Genomic DNA, 13,274 nt, shown 5'->3' with positions numbered 1-13,274 from the left:
GCCCACCCAGGCGGGCGATCCCTGGAGCTCCCGTGGGCCTGACCGGTCAGTCTGGCATCCGCCCGGGGAGGGATGCCCGCTCGGACGACTCCCACTCGTCGACGTTGCGCAGGAGGGCCTCCAGGTACGAGCGCAGGTGGGTGCGGTAGACGTCGCTGTAGGTGCGCAGGTAGGCGATCTCCCGTTCCATGGCGCGGCGCTCGTCGTCCGGGAGGGACGCCGGACCGGGGGCGGGCGGCGCGGCCTGCTCGGCGTGGCGGACGGCCGCGTCGGCGACGGCGGCGGCCTTGCGGTGGGCGTCCTCCAGGAGCTGCTCGGCACGTCCCTTGGCGTCGGACAGGATCGCCTCCCGGTGCAGGCGCGCCTCGTGGGCCAGCTCGCGGGTGTAGCGCTCGGCGTCCGCCACGTACAGGTCGGCGGTCTGCTGGGCCTGGGACAGGATGCGGACGGCCTGGAAGTGGGCGTCCTCGGGCGCCATCACGCCGCGGGTGCCCTTGGCCGCCTGGGCGCGCAGCCGGTTCACCTCGTCGGCCAGGGCGGCCCTGTCGGTGAAGATCTGGACGAGTTCCCTCTCCACGTACTGCAGGAAGTTGCGGACCTGCTCCTCGTCGTATCCGCGGCGCCCGAGGGCCGCCCTGGCGAACACCACCGAGTGGAGCTCGCCCGGGGTCAGCCGCGAGCCCTCGGAGACGACGGGAAGGTTCGGGGAGTTCAAGGCGCTCACCTCTGTGCGTCTGCGAAGGTTTCCAGGCGGATGCGGTCGCGCGGGACGCCGAGCCGCGTCAGCTGCTCGACGGTGTGCCCGACCATGGCGGACGGGCCGCATACGTAGGCGTCGTGGCCGTCCCAGGGGCCGCGCCTGGCGACCACGTCGGACAGGTTCCCGTGCTCGACGTCGCCGTCCCCGCCCTGGAGCAGCGAGGAGAAGCCGTGCCCGCCGGACTCGTCCGACACGGCCGGGACGACGGTGAGCCAGGGGAACTCACCGCCCAGCTTGGTCAGGTCCTCCAGGTCGTAGAGGCCGTCCCTGGTGCGGGCGCCGAAGAACAGGTGCACGCGCGGCGGTGGGGCCGGACGGTGCGCGATCTGCTCCAGGATCGCCTTGAGCGGCGCCAGGCCGGTGCTGCCCGCGATCAGCAGGACGTCCCGCCCGGACGCCTCGTCCAGCGTGAGAGTGCCGATGGGCGCGCCCATGCGGACCCGGTCGCCGGCGTCGGTCCCGCGGACCAGCACGGGGCTCACCGGCCCGCCGTCCACCAGCCGGACGTGGAAGTCGACGGTCTGGTCGGGCCGCGGGGCGTTCGCCATCGAGTAGTAGCGCCAGTGCCGCAGCCGGGACGGCACCTCCAGGGCCACCGACTGGCCGGGCAGGTACGGCAGGGGCCGGTCGGGCTGGACGCGCAGGACGCTGATGTCGAACCGGCGCCGCTCGACCGCGACGACGTGGCCGTTCCACCAGGCGGGGCTGCTGAGGGCGTTCTCGTCGGCGGCCTCCAGCATCACCTTGGCGACGAGGCTGTAGGCGGCGTTCCAGTCGCCCTCGACCTCGTCGGTCCAGGCCGTCCCGGAGAAGTGCCGCAGGGTGGCGAGGAGGCTGGCCCCCACATGCGGGTAGTGCTCGGCGACGATGCCGAACCTGCGGTGGTCGCGGCCGAGCTGCTGGAGGAACGGGACGAGGGCGGGCAGGTCGTCCACCCGGGACACGATATGGCCGAGGGCGCGCAGCAGCTTGTCGCGCTGGCCGCTCATCCCGATCGGGAACATGTCGCGCAGGTGCGGGTTGCGGACGAAGAGGTCGGAGTAGAAGAACAGCGCCACGGCGTCGCCTTCTCCGGCGACCCGGTCGAAGCTGTCCTTCAGTCGCTGTGTGTCCATGCGGGTCAGGAGACGGGCTCGGCCGCGGCCTCCGACATGACCTTGGCGACGAGTCCGTAGGCGGCCGCCCAGTCGCGTTCGAGGTCCTCGCTCCACGCGGGGCCGCTGAAGTAGGCGAGGGTGGCGAGCAGGCTGGCGCCGACGGGCGCGTAGTGGTCGGCGACCACGCCGAAGCCGTGGTGGCGCCGGCCGAGGTCCCGCAGGAACGGGACGAGCGCGTCGGTGTCGTCGACCGACGAGACGATCTGCGACAGCGCCGCGAACAGCACCTCGTGCTGTTTGGCCATCGCCGCCGGGAACATCGACCTGAGCTGCGGTTCCCGCGCGAAAAGGTCGGCATAGAAATAGTCGGCGACGTCCACGCCGTTAGCGCCCACCAGGGCGAAATTGTCTTTGAGTTTCCCGGTGTCCACGGGCATCACCCCTCCCGCGATCCTCCGTACCGGACGGGGGGAGCCCGGTGGGGGAGCCGGAGAACCGCCGGTGCCTATGGGTAGTGGATGGCCGACGGGCCGCACAAGCCCGCGAGCGTCGCCACGTCATCACGGTCGGTGGCGGCCGGTCCGGATGCTCAGGCGCCACCGGGGCCAATGCGATGTAACCAAACGGTTATTGGAGACCGAAAATACTTGGGAGCCGATCACGATCTCGCCCGAAATAATGAAGATTGGGCGATGTCACGTTCCATCAGAGGTACCGGATATTGCCGTTATGTGAAAAGCGCGGGCGCTAGTCGCGCAGCCGCTGGCTGACGACCTGGGTGACGCCGTCGCCGCGCATGCTGACCCCGTAGAGGGCGTCGGCGCCCTCCATCGTCCGCTTCTGGTGCGTGATGATGATCAGCTGGGACGACTCGCGGAGCTCCTCGAAGACGGTGATGAGCCGCTGGGTGTTGGTGTCGTCCAGGGCCGCCTCGACCTCGTCCAGCACGTAGAACGGGGACGGGCGGGCCTTGAACACGGCGACGAGGAACGCGATGGCGACCAGGGAGCGCTCGCCGCCGGACAGCAGCGACAGCCGCTTGACCTTCTTGCCCGGCGGGCGGGCGGCGACCTCGACGCCGGTGGTGAGCATGTCGCCGGGCTCGGTCAGCGACAGGCTGCCCTCGCCGCCGGGGAACAGCCGGGCGAAGATGCGCTCGAACTCGCGGGCGGTGTCGTCGTAGGCGGCGGCGAACACCTGCTGGACGCGGTCGTCCACCTCCTTGACGAGGCCGAGCAGCTCCCGCTGGGTCTTCTTCAGGTCTTCGAGCTGCGAGGTGAGGAACGCGTGCCGCTCCTCCAGCGCGGCGAACTCCTCCAGGGCGAGCGGGTTGACCTTGCCGAGCTGGTTGAGCTGCCGCTCGGCGGTCTTGGCCCGCTTCTCCTGGACGGCCCGGTCGTACGGGACGGGCCGCGCGTCCTCCCCCTTCTCGGGATCGGGCGGGACGAGCTGGTCGGGCCCGTACTCGGACACGAGCGACTCGACCTCCAGGCCGAACTCGTCCAGGGCCCGCTGCTCGAACTGCTCCAGCCGGAGCCGCTGCTCGGCGCGGGCGACCTCGTTGCCGTGCACGACGTTCACCAGGCGTTCGAGGGTCGCCGACAGCTCGCGCACCTGGGTGCGGACGACCTTCAGCTCGGCCTCCCGCGCGGCCTTGGCCTCCTCGGCGGCCTCCCGGCGGCGGACGGCGGCGGCCAGGGAGTGCTCGATGCTCTCCAGGGCGGTCCGGGCCCCCCGCAGGACGGCCTGGGCGACCCTGGCCTGCTCCTCGCGGCGGGCGCGGCGCCGGGCGGCTCGGGCGCGCTCCTCGCGTTCCCGCCGCGCGCCGCGTTCGAGGGCGTCGGCGCGGCCGGAGATGGCCTGGACGCGCTCCTCGGCGGTGCGCACCGACAGCCGCGCCTCCATCTCGGCGGTGCGGAGCTCCTGGCAGCGGGCGTCCAGCTCGTCGCGGGCGTCGGTGTCGTGCCCGGCCTCGTCGGCGACCTCGGCGGCCTCCTCCGCCTCGGCGAGCCGCAGCGCCAGTTCCTCGGCCGCCTCGGTGTCGCGCTCCAGGGACTCGTTCGCGGCGTCGAGCGACTTGGTCAGCCGCTCGGCCTCGCCCCGGGCGGCGCGGACGCCGGCCTCCAGGCGGGCCGCGCGCTTGGCCTCCTGTGCGGCCTGCGCGTCGAACTCCCGCACGCGCGCGCGGACGCGGTCGAGCTCGGCCTGGGCGTGGTTCACCCCCGCCTGGGCCTCGTTGGCGGCGGCCTCGGCGGCCTCCACGGCCGTCTGGGCGGACTGCTCGCGCTCCACCGACGCGGTGAGGTCGTCCGCGGCGGCGCTCGCGGCGGTCTCCGCGGCGGCCAGGTCCTCGGTCGCCTGGTCGAGCGTGGTCCTCATCTGCAGCAGGCTCTGGCCGCCCCCCGCGGCGCCGCCCCGCGCCCAGTGCGCGCCGACGAGCTCACCGTCCCGCGTGACCGCTCGGAGGGACGCCTCCCGGCGGACGAGCGCGGCGGCGGACGGCACGTCCTCCACCACGACCACGTCGCGCAGGAGATGCTCGACCGCGGGCCGCACGGCGTCCGGGACGCTCACCGCGTCGATCGCGTAGTCGGCTCCCGCGACCCGCCGGGGCGGGGAGGCCGCTCCCCCGCCGACGAGCAGGCCGGCGCGTCCCGCGTCCCGGGAGCGCAGCAGCGCCAGCGCCGCCTCGGCGGTGTCCAGGGACCCCACGGCGATGGCCTCGGCGGCGTTCCCGAGCGCGGCGGCGACGGCCGTCTCGTACCCGGGACGGACGTTCAGCAGCGACGCGACGGTGCCGAGGATCCCGTCGAGCGTCCCGTCCGCGCCCGCCGCGAGGAGGGCCTCGCCGCCGTCCGCGGCACTGGCGAGTGTCAGGTTGAGGGCCTCGATCCGCGCCTGGAGCGCGGTGACCTTCTTCTGGGCGCCCTGGTCGGCGGAACGCGCCGACGCCACGGCCGCCCGCGCCTCCTTCAGGGCGCGCCGCGGGCCGTCCACCGCCGCCCTGGCGGACTCGGCGGCGTCCTTCGCGGTCGCGAGCGCCTCCTGGGCGGCCTCGTGCTCGGCGGCGAGCTCCGGGTCCTCGACGACCTCGGCCTCGAACGCCTCGAACTCGGCCTGCGCGGCCTCGGCGCGCTGCTCGGCCTCCTCCCGGGCGCCGGTGAGCCGCCCGATCTCCGCCCGCCCGGCCTGGGCCTTGCTCCGCAGCGCCTCGACCCGGCCGCGCAGCCGGGCCAGCTCCTCGCGCCGGTCGGCGGCGGCGCGGGCGGCGGACCGCAGGCGGCGCTCCTCGGCCGCGAGGGCCTCCTCGGCCCCCGACCGCTCCTCGACCGCACGGGCCAGGCCGTCCTGCGCCTCGTCCAGCGCGGCGCGGAGCATCTCCTCCTGCTCGCGGATCTCGGCGGCCTCGCGCTCCATGTCCTCGGGGTCGCGGCCGCGCCGCTCCTCCTCGCGCGCCTCGGCGGCGTTGCGGTGCCGCTCCGCGGCGAGGTCGGCGACGCCCCGCAGCCGCTCCTTGAGCGCCGACAGCCGGAACCACGTGTCCTGGACCTGCGCGAGCCTCGGCGCCTGCTCGGCCTCCTCGGCCTCCAGGACGGCCTCGCGCTCCTGCGCCTCGGTCAGCGCCCGCTCGGTCTCGGCGCGCCGCTCCCGGATCGCCGCCTCGTCGGCGGCCTCCTGCTCCAGCTTCGTCCGCAGCGTGACGAGGTCGTCGGCCAGCAGCCGCAGCCGGGCGTCGCGCAGGTCGGCCTGGATCACCGCGGCCCGCCGCGCGATCTCGGCCTGCCTGCCCAGCGGCTTCAGCTGCCGCCGCAGCTCCCCGGTCAGGTCCTGGACGCGGGTCAGGTTGCCCTGCATCGCGTCCAGCTTGCGGAGCGCCTTCTCCTTGCGCTTGCGGTGCTTGAGGACGCCGGCCGCCTCCTCGATCACCGCGCGCCGCCCCTCGGGCCCGGAGTGCAGGACGCGGTCGAGCTGCCCCTGCCCGATGATCACGTGCATCTCGCGGCCGATGCCGGAGTCCGACAGCAGCTCCTGGATGTCCAGCAGCCGGCAGGAGTCGCCGTTGATCGCGTACTCGCTCGACCCGGACCGGAACATCAGCCGGCTGATGGTGACCTCGGTGTAGTCGATCGGCAGCGCACCGTCGGAGTTGTCGATGGTCAGCACGACCTCGGCGCGCCCGAGCGGCGCCCGGCTGGCGGTGCCGGCGAAGATGACGTCCTCCATCTTGCCGCCGCGCAGCGACTTGGCGCCCTGCTCGCCCATCACCCAGGCCAGGGCGTCGACGACGTTGGACTTGCCGGACCCGTTGGGCCCGACCACGGCGGTGATGCCGGGCTCGAACCTGAGCGTGGTGGAGGACGCGAAGGACTTGAAGCCGCGCAGCGTCAGATTCTTCAGGTACACGCGCTAGCCGTCCCCCTCCTGCGTACCCGGCACCTGGAACATCCGTCGAACGATACCGGCCGCGGCACCCCGGAGCACGGCACACGCACGCCCACCCGCCCGACTCCCGGACACCACCCCCGCAACCCCTCAAATGCCCCAATTCGGTAGATCAACGCAAAACCCTAATAATCGGACAGCCCGAAATCCCACCGAACCTTGACCGTCCCACCGCGATCAGCGGCGCCCGCAATTGCCGACCCCGCGACGACCGCCGATCGCGGTAACCGAGAGTCACCGCCGCCGCGCCGCTCGCCAAGGCCTCGGCGGGTACACGGCCGCCCAAGACATGAGCACGGCTACAAGGGGGCTCCTCCGGGACCTGAACACCGCCGAGGGCCCAGCCGTACCAACAGCGGGGACTGACGGGCGCACGCGGCACCCGGCCCGCCAGAAAGGGCAGACGTCAACGGTGAACGCCCCTAGCCGGGCGTGGACAGGGGTACCGAAGGCAAAAAACAAGGGACGCCATGGGCGGCGTCCCTGGTCAACTTGAGAGAGAAGAAGGCGCCGATCAGGTCAGCGCCGGTTCACGGTCCTTCACCGCGAGCGACATCACATCGTCGTCCGTCGCCGTCGCAAGCGCGTCGTTCTCTGCCTGAAGCCGTACCAGCTCGGCTTCCAGATCACGTACGCGCTGCTGAAGGCGCCGCATCTCCGCGACCATCCGGGGGTCGGGACCGCCGACGTGGCCGAGTAGAGCCTTCGCCATGACTAAGGGTCCTCCACGCTGAGTAACCAGCAGGGATCGCGCACGAGAAACAGCTGAAGTCGGTGCGCGTACCGTCTAGAGTCGCACCGGCCGCTGTCCTGGTCAAGACGCACATCACAGGCCGGTAACAACCTTCCTCTACTAGTTTAGCAGGTACAAACCGGTACTCCCTACCCGCTCACCGTTCGAGGAATCCGGCGGCCTCGCCGCGCGGCCCACTCCAGCGCCCGGTGACGCCGGTGACCTTTCCGGGGCGCCCCGGGAGGCCGGCCGGGGAGTCGCCGTCGAGCAGTTCCAGCAGTCGCCGGCACCTGCCGCGGGGGCCTTCGGCGACGACCTCCACGCGCCCGTCGCGCAGGTTGGTCGCGCTGCCGTCCAGGCCCAGTTCCAGGGCCCGCGCCCTGACCCACCAGCGGAATCCGACGCCCTGGACGCGCCCGCGCACCCACGCCGTCAGCCGCACGATCTCGTCGTCGTCTCCCATGTCGCCCCCCTCGGCCCCAGCCCCTGGCACAGTGCCCCAGTACCGTGCCCGCTAGTACCGTGCCCGCCGGGGGCGCGGCTGGCACACGGGGCAGCTGTAGGACGAGCGGTTCATGAACTCGTCACGGCGGATCGCCGTGCCGCAGCGGCGGCAGGGCTCGTCCCGCCGCCCGTAGGCGTCCAGGGACTGCTCGAAGTAGCCGCTCTCGCCGTTCACGTTCACGTAGAGGCTGTCGAAGGACGTGCCGCCGACGTCCAGGGCGGCCGCCATGACCTCCTGTGCGGCCTCCAGGACGCGTGCGGCCTCCGCCCGCGTCATCGTCTCGGTGGGGCGCGCCCAGTGCAGCCTGGCCCGCCACAGGGCCTCGTCGGCGTAGATGTTGCCGACGCCGCTGATCAGGGACTGGTCGAGGAGGGCCCGCTTGATGCCGGTCCTGCGGCGGCGCAGGGCGCGGAAGAACGCCTCGGTGTCGAAGGCGTCCTCCAGCGGGTCGGCGGCGATGTGCACGATCGGCTCGGGCACCAGCGCGTTCTCGTCGAAGGCGTCGGGGACGAGGTCGGCGACCATGAGGTGCCCGAACGTCCGCTGGTCGACGAAGCGCAGGTCGTGGCCGCCGTCGCCGAACGCGATCCGCACCCGCAGGTGCTTCTCCCGTTCCCGGTCCGGCTCGCCGACGAGCAGCTGCCCGCTCATCCCGAGGTGGGCGAGGACGGCCTCGCCCTCGCCGTCCAGCGGGATCCACAGGTACTTGCCGCGGCGGCGCGGGGCCAGCAGGGTGCGGCCGGCGAGGCGGCCGGCGAAGTCGGCGGGGCCCGCCTCGTGGCGGCGGACCGACCGGGGGTGCAGCACCTCGGCGGACGCGGCGGTGCGGCCGGTCGTCCAGCGCTCCAGGCCGCGCCGGACGACCTCGACCTCGGGCAGCTCAGGCACCGGCCTGCGCCGCCTGCCCGGCCTGCTGCGCGGCCTGCTCGCCCTGCGCCTGCGCCTCGCGCTGCACAACAATCTCGCGGATCTTGTTCCAGGCGGCCTCGGCGGCGTGCTGCTCGGCCTCCTTCTTGCTGCGGCCCTCGCCCGACCCGTAGGTCTTCCCGCCGACCCGCACGGAGGCGCGGAACGTCTTCTGGTGGTCCGGGCCGCTCTCGGCGACGTGGTACTCGGGGACGCCGAGCTCCTCGACGGCGGTGAGCTCCTGCAGCGAGGTCTTCCAGTCCAGGCCGGCGCCGAGGCCCGCCGACCGGGCGATCAGCGCGTCGAAGAGCCGGTGCACGAGGGCGGACGCCTCGTCCAGGCCGCGGTCCAGGTAGACGGCGCCGATCAGCGCCTCCAGGGTGTCGGCGAGGATCGAGGCCTTGTCGCGGCCCCCGGTGCCCTCCTCGCCGCGGCCGAGCCGGATGTGGGCGCCGACGCCGAGACCGCGGGCGACGCCGGCGAGGGCGCGCATGTTGACCACGGCGGCGCGCAGCTTGGCCAGCTGCCCCTCGGGCAGGTCGGGGTGGCCCCGGAACAGGGTGTCGGTGACGACCAGGCCGAGCACCGAGTCGCCGAGGAACTCCAGGCGCTCGTTGGTGGGCAGGCCGCCGTTCTCGTAGGCGTAGGAACGGTGCGTCAGTGCGCGTTCGAGCAGCTCGTCGTCCACACGGACGCCGAGCGCGGCGGTCAGTTCCGCGCGGTCCGGCGCGGGTTCGCTCTTCTTGGCGCTCACGGGCCCTCCTCGCAGGCCGTGTGTACCGCGCGCTGCGCGGTCGCGTCGATGGCGCGCGGCCGGAAGCCGGCCGGGACGGCGAGGACGCTCGGCGGGAGGGTCCGCGAAGACGAGGTGCGCGCCGGTCGGCTGATCCCGGCGTGCACCACGGCTCCGGGCGCAGTCTCCGCGCCGGTCACCACGCCGACGGCACACGCCGGGGTGGTCGGGGTGCGTGTCCTACCGCACCGTGGGGGGCGGGCCGCGCCGTCCGCGCGGATCCGCCCCCCAGGATGCGAGAAGACTCAGGCCGACGGGGCGATGACCTGCCGCCGGTCGTAGGTGCCGCACGTCGCGCACGCGGTGTGCGGCAGCTTGTGGTCGCGACACGTCGGGCACTCGACCAGGTTCGGCGCGGTGGCCTTCCACTGCGCACGCCGGTGCCGCGTGTTGCTGCGCGACTTCTTCCGCTTCGGGACGGCCACGTCAGCCCTCCTGCTTTCCTTCTCGTCGGTCGGATGAACCACGGGAGCCGAGGCTTCCGTTCCCCCGGTCGGGGGCGGCCGGCGCCATGTCGCCGGCGAGGTCCGCCAGCGCCGCCCACCGGGGGTCGGCGACGTCGTGGTGGTGCCCCGGCTCGGCGTCCGCCAGCCGTGCACCGCAGTCCGGGCACAGGCCCGGGCAGTCGTCCCGGCACAGCGGGGACAGCGGCAGCGCGAGCACCACCGCGTCCCGCAGGACCGGTTCGAGGTCGATGAGGTCGCCCTCGAGGCGGAGCTCGTCGTCGCCGGCGTTCCCGCCCGAGCGGGTGTCGTCGTAGACGAAGAGCTCCTGGAAGTCCGCCTCGAAGGTCGAGGCGATCGGGTCGAGGCAGCGGGAGCACTCCCCCTTGAGGGGGACCGTCGCCGTGCCGGTGACGAGCACCCCCTCCAGGACCGCTTCGAGCCGGAGGTCCAGCTCGACCGCGGCGCCCTCGGGGACGCCCACCATCTCGACGCCGAAATTCTCCGGTGCCGGCACGGACAGGTGCTCCTCCCGCGACGACCCGGGTTGCCTGCCCAGAGCTCGGGTGTCGAGCTTGAGAGGTGCGCTGGGTTCGTGGCGTGTCAGCGGATTCCTGCTTTCGTGTGGCATGGTGAACGGCGGCCGCCTGCGATGGCCGATGTCCCAGAGTACCGAACACCGGCGCGCCGACCCAACTCGCGGGCCGCTCACCAGGGCCGCGCGCCGGAGCGGGCCGTCACCCCGACTGCTGGAGCCGCTCGACCAGCCGGTCGTGGACGCTGTCGGGGACGAGCCCGGAGATGTCCCCGCCGAACTTCACGACCTCCTTCATGAGGCTGGACGACAGGAACGCGTACTCGGGGTTCGTCGCCATGAACAGCGTCTCGACGCCGGCGATCCGGTGGTTCATCTGCGCCATCTGCAGCTCGTACTCGTAGTCGCTGACGGCCCGCAGGCCCCGGACGATCACCGGGATGTCCTGCTCCCTGCAGTAGTCGACGGTCAGCCCGTAGAAGGTGTCCACCCGGATGTTGCCGTACTCGCGGGTGACCTCGGCGATCATGTCGGCGCGCTCGTCGACGGTGAACAGGCTCTTCTTGTTCTTGTTGATCAGCACGGCGACGACCACCTCGTCGTACAGACGGGAGGCGCGGCTGATGATGTCGAGATGCCCGTTGGTGACGGGGTCGAACGATCCCGGACAGACGACACGGCGCACGGCGCGAACCCCTTCGGTCCCGGTTTCTGACCTGCGGCGTGAACGTACCAAATGCCGTTCGGGTCACTGACGGCCGGGCTCGCCGGAGGGCCTCGGCGCGGTCTCGCCGGCCCCGTTCAGCGGTCGAGCGCGTCCACGATCCGGGCCGCGATCGGGCCGGACTCGATGCCGTAGCCGGACGCCTCGGTCATCACCGCCACCGCGTACCTGGGGTCGCTGCGCGGGCCGAACCCGATGAACCAGCGGTCGTTGTAGGCGGCGCCCTCGACGTCGGCGGTCCCGGTCTTGCCTCCGAGGACGGACGTCCCGCGCAGGGACTTGCCGGTGCCCCGCTCGACGACCGCCTTCATCATGTCCCGCAGCTGCTCGGCCTGCTCGGAGGTGAGCGCGCGCGACAGGCGCCGCGGGGAGATCTCGTCGACCGTGGAGCCGTCCGGGGCGCGCAGCCTGTCCACGAGACGGGGCCTCATGACCTCCCCGTCGTTGAGGACCCCGGCGGCGACCATGGCCATCTGAAGCGGCGTGGCGACCGTGCTGCCCTGCCCGATCGAGCCGAGCGCGCTGAGGGACGGCTGGTCGGTCTCCGGGAAGGCGCTCGGGGCGGTCGTCAGGCCGTCCGCGAACTCGACGCGGTCGCCGAACCCGAACTTGCCCGCCTGCGTGCGGACGGCGCCGTTGCCGGGCTCCTCGGCGCCCATGTAGGCGAACGTGGTGTTGCAGGACTGGGCGTAGGCCTCGATGAGCGGGATGCGGCGGAGGTCGCAGGAGCCGCCGATGTCGCCCGCGTCGTTGTTGATGGCCTGCCCCGCGCCCGGCGGCCGGTAGCTGCGTCCGGCCCGGACATCGGTGTCCTCGTTCCCACCGGCCTGGAGCGCCGCCGCGGCGACCACGGTCTTGAACGTGGAACCCGGCGGGAACAGCTCGTAGGCGGCCTTGTTGAGCAGCGGCTTGAGCGGCTGGTCACCGAGCCGGTCGAACGCCCGCACGGCCTGCTCCCGGTCGAGCGTCGACACCTCGTTCGGGTCGTAGGAGGGCGTGGACGCCATCACGAGGATCGCGCCGTTGGAGGCGTCGAGGACCACCGCCGCCGCGCGGCGGGCGCCGCTCGCCCGCAGCGCCTGGTAGGCGACGCGCTGCGCGTCGGGGTCGACGGTGGCCTCGACCGTCCCGCCCGGGACGGGCCTGCCGATCAGCTTGTCGATGAAGTTGGACGTGGCGAGCCGGTCGTCCGAGCCGTCCAGGAAGTGGTTCTCGGCGTCCTCCAGCCCCGTCTGGGAGAAGACCGAGAAGTAGCCGGTGATGGGAGCGAAGACGGCGCCGTCCTTGTAACGCCGCTGGTACCGGTCGCGGCCGGTCTTCTCCGACCAGGCGAGCCGTTCGCCGTCCGCGACGATGGGCCCGCGGTCGATCTTGAACCGGTCCTCGAACTGGCGGGCGTTGCGGGAGTCGTCCCGGAGCTCCTGCGCCTCGAACCCCTGCACGTAGGTGATGTTCACCAGGAGCGCGATCGCCATCACCAGCGTGATGATCCACGTACGTCCCAGCGCTCGGTCCATGCCGGGCTTCATGCGCATGGCTCTACCCGAACTCCCCCCGTATCAGCGTCCTTCGGCTCGGCCGTACCAGAAGATCGCCTCGCCGTAGCGGCGGTCGCGCTCGGGGGCGTAGCCGTCCGGCCACGCCAGGGCCGGGCCGCGCGCGGCGCGTTCCACGACGACGAGCGCGTCCGGGGCGGCCCACCCGTTGTCGCGCAGGTCCTCCAGCAGCGCGGTGACGGACGCGTCCGCCAGCGCGTACGGCGGGTCGGCGAAGATCAGGTCGTAGGGCTCGTCCGGCTGCCTGCGGACGAGGCGCTCCACCCTGTCCGCGCACGGGACGGCGCCCGGCAGCCCGAGCGACGCGGCGTTCCGGCGGATCACCTTCATGGCGCGCGGGTGCGACTCGACCAGCAGCGCGTGGGCGGCGCCCCGGGAGAGCGCTTCGAGGCCGACCGCGCCCGAACCGGCGTACAGGTCGGCGACGCGGAGCCCGTCCAGCGGGCCGAGCAGGGCCAGCACCGTGGAGAACAGGCCCTCCCGGGCACGGTCGCTGGTCGGCCTGGTGTCCTTCCCCGCCGGGACCGCCAGCCGCCGTCCGCCCGCACTGCCCGCGATGACCCTGCTCACCCGTCCAGTATCGGGGGCGTCCCGCGATGGTCGCGCAATCCCCCGGCCGGGGAACGCGCGGAATCATGCACAACCGCCACGCCCTTCCGTTGTGAACCTCTACCCAAATGGTCGGGACCCTGTTCACAACGACTACTTGACGTGTAAACGTGCTCGCAGGTTGTGCAACCCAGCCATCAGGAGCAGCAGTGCATCACGGAAAGAGACTG

Annotated in this window: 14 protein-coding genes; all 14 read right to left on the bottom strand. The window is 72.8% G+C overall.

Annotation, left to right across the window (positions count from 1 at the left end; translation table 11 throughout):
- Nucleotides 1-46: 46 nt before the first annotated feature.
- Nucleotides 47-715, bottom strand: coding sequence for a DivIVA domain-containing protein (locus K8Z49_RS42940; RefSeq protein WP_021599798.1), 669 nt, complete (start codon nt 713-715; stop codon nt 47-49).
- Between the two features lie 5 nt (nt 716-720).
- Complete coding sequence (locus K8Z49_RS42935) at nt 721-1,875, bottom strand: globin domain-containing protein (protein ID WP_021599797.1); 1,155 nt, start codon at nt 1,873-1,875, stop codon at nt 721-723.
- 5 nt (nt 1,876-1,880) lie between these two features.
- Nucleotides 1,881-2,294, bottom strand: a complete 414-nt coding sequence (locus K8Z49_RS42930; RefSeq protein ID WP_412516852.1) for a globin domain-containing protein — start codon at nt 2,292-2,294, stop codon at nt 1,881-1,883.
- A 310-nt stretch (nt 2,295-2,604) separates the two neighbouring features.
- Entirely contained in the window at nt 2,605-6,261 is a 3,657-nt protein-coding gene (gene smc / locus K8Z49_RS42925; protein ID WP_412516851.1) for a chromosome segregation protein SMC, read from the bottom strand.
- 553 nt (nt 6,262-6,814) lie between these two features.
- Nucleotides 6,815-7,012: a hypothetical protein gene (locus K8Z49_RS42920; RefSeq protein ID WP_021598747.1), complete on the bottom strand. Its 198-nt coding sequence runs from the start codon at nt 7,010-7,012 to the stop codon at nt 6,815-6,817.
- 178 nt (nt 7,013-7,190) lie between these two features.
- On the bottom strand, nt 7,191-7,496 hold the full coding sequence (locus tag K8Z49_RS42915) for an acylphosphatase (protein WP_021598748.1): 306 nt from the start codon (nt 7,494-7,496) through the stop codon (nt 7,191-7,193).
- 51 nt (nt 7,497-7,547) lie between these two features.
- Complete coding sequence (gene mutM, locus K8Z49_RS42910; protein WP_412516850.1) at nt 7,548-8,426, bottom strand: bifunctional DNA-formamidopyrimidine glycosylase/DNA-(apurinic or apyrimidinic site) lyase; 879 nt, start codon at nt 8,424-8,426, stop codon at nt 7,548-7,550.
- Complete coding sequence (rnc, locus tag K8Z49_RS42905; RefSeq protein ID WP_021598750.1) at nt 8,419-9,198, bottom strand: ribonuclease III; 780 nt, start codon at nt 9,196-9,198, stop codon at nt 8,419-8,421. The genes mutM and rnc overlap by 8 nt, the downstream gene beginning before the upstream one ends.
- Nucleotides 9,195-9,377, bottom strand: coding sequence for a hypothetical protein (locus tag K8Z49_RS42900; protein ID WP_143118258.1), 183 nt, complete (start codon nt 9,375-9,377; stop codon nt 9,195-9,197). The genes rnc and K8Z49_RS42900 overlap by 4 nt, the downstream gene beginning before the upstream one ends.
- 105 nt (nt 9,378-9,482) lie before the next feature.
- The gene (rpmF, locus tag K8Z49_RS42895; RefSeq protein WP_021598752.1) at nt 9,483-9,662 is read right to left on the bottom strand and encodes a 50S ribosomal protein L32; all 180 of its coding nucleotides are present in this window, start codon (nt 9,660-9,662) and stop codon (nt 9,483-9,485) included.
- 1 nt (nt 9,663) lies between these two features.
- Nucleotides 9,664-10,311, bottom strand: a complete 648-nt coding sequence (locus K8Z49_RS42890; RefSeq protein ID WP_024935315.1) for a YceD family protein — start codon at nt 10,309-10,311, stop codon at nt 9,664-9,666.
- Between the two features lie 106 nt (nt 10,312-10,417).
- On the bottom strand, nt 10,418-10,900 hold the full coding sequence (gene coaD / locus K8Z49_RS42885; protein WP_021598754.1) for a pantetheine-phosphate adenylyltransferase: 483 nt from the start codon (nt 10,898-10,900) through the stop codon (nt 10,418-10,420).
- Between the two features lie 116 nt (nt 10,901-11,016).
- Nucleotides 11,017-12,456: a penicillin-binding transpeptidase domain-containing protein gene (locus tag K8Z49_RS42880; protein ID WP_075020103.1), complete on the bottom strand. Its 1,440-nt coding sequence runs from the start codon at nt 12,454-12,456 to the stop codon at nt 11,017-11,019.
- 42 nt (nt 12,457-12,498) lie between these two features.
- Nucleotides 12,499-13,065 (bottom strand): 16S rRNA (guanine(966)-N(2))-methyltransferase RsmD, encoded by a 567-nt coding sequence (rsmD, locus tag K8Z49_RS42875; protein ID WP_021598756.1) that lies wholly within the window; start codon nt 13,063-13,065, stop codon nt 12,499-12,501.
- Nucleotides 13,066-13,274: the final 209 nt, after the last annotated feature.

This window comes from Actinomadura madurae (genome assembly GCF_047130825.1).
In the GTDB taxonomy this organism is placed as follows: Bacteria; Actinomycetota; Actinomycetes; order Streptosporangiales; family Streptosporangiaceae; genus Spirillospora; species Spirillospora madurae.
The sequence above is the reverse complement of the archived record's forward strand: the minus strand, read 5'-3'. Positions and strand labels throughout refer to the sequence as shown.

Bases quoted from the DNA above. Each gene is read 5' to 3' on its own strand.
- K8Z49_RS42935 (WP_021599797.1), bottom strand. From the start codon at position 1,875: ATGGACACACAGCGACTGAAGGACAGCTTCGACCGGGTCGCCGGAGAA.
- K8Z49_RS42930 (WP_412516852.1), bottom strand. From the start codon at position 2,294: ATGCCCGTGGACACCGGGAAACTCAAAGACAATTTCGCCCTGGTGGGC.
- K8Z49_RS42920 (WP_021598747.1), bottom strand. From the start codon at position 7,012: ATGGCGAAGGCTCTACTCGGCCACGTCGGCGGTCCCGACCCCCGGATG.
- K8Z49_RS42915 (WP_021598748.1), bottom strand. From the start codon at position 7,496: ATGGGAGACGACGACGAGATCGTGCGGCTGACGGCGTGGGTGCGCGGG.
- K8Z49_RS42890 (WP_024935315.1), bottom strand. From the start codon at position 10,311: ATGCCACACGAAAGCAGGAATCCGCTGACACGCCACGAACCCAGCGCA.
- K8Z49_RS42880 (WP_075020103.1), bottom strand. From the start codon at position 12,456: ATGGACCGAGCGCTGGGACGTACGTGGATCATCACGCTGGTGATGGCG.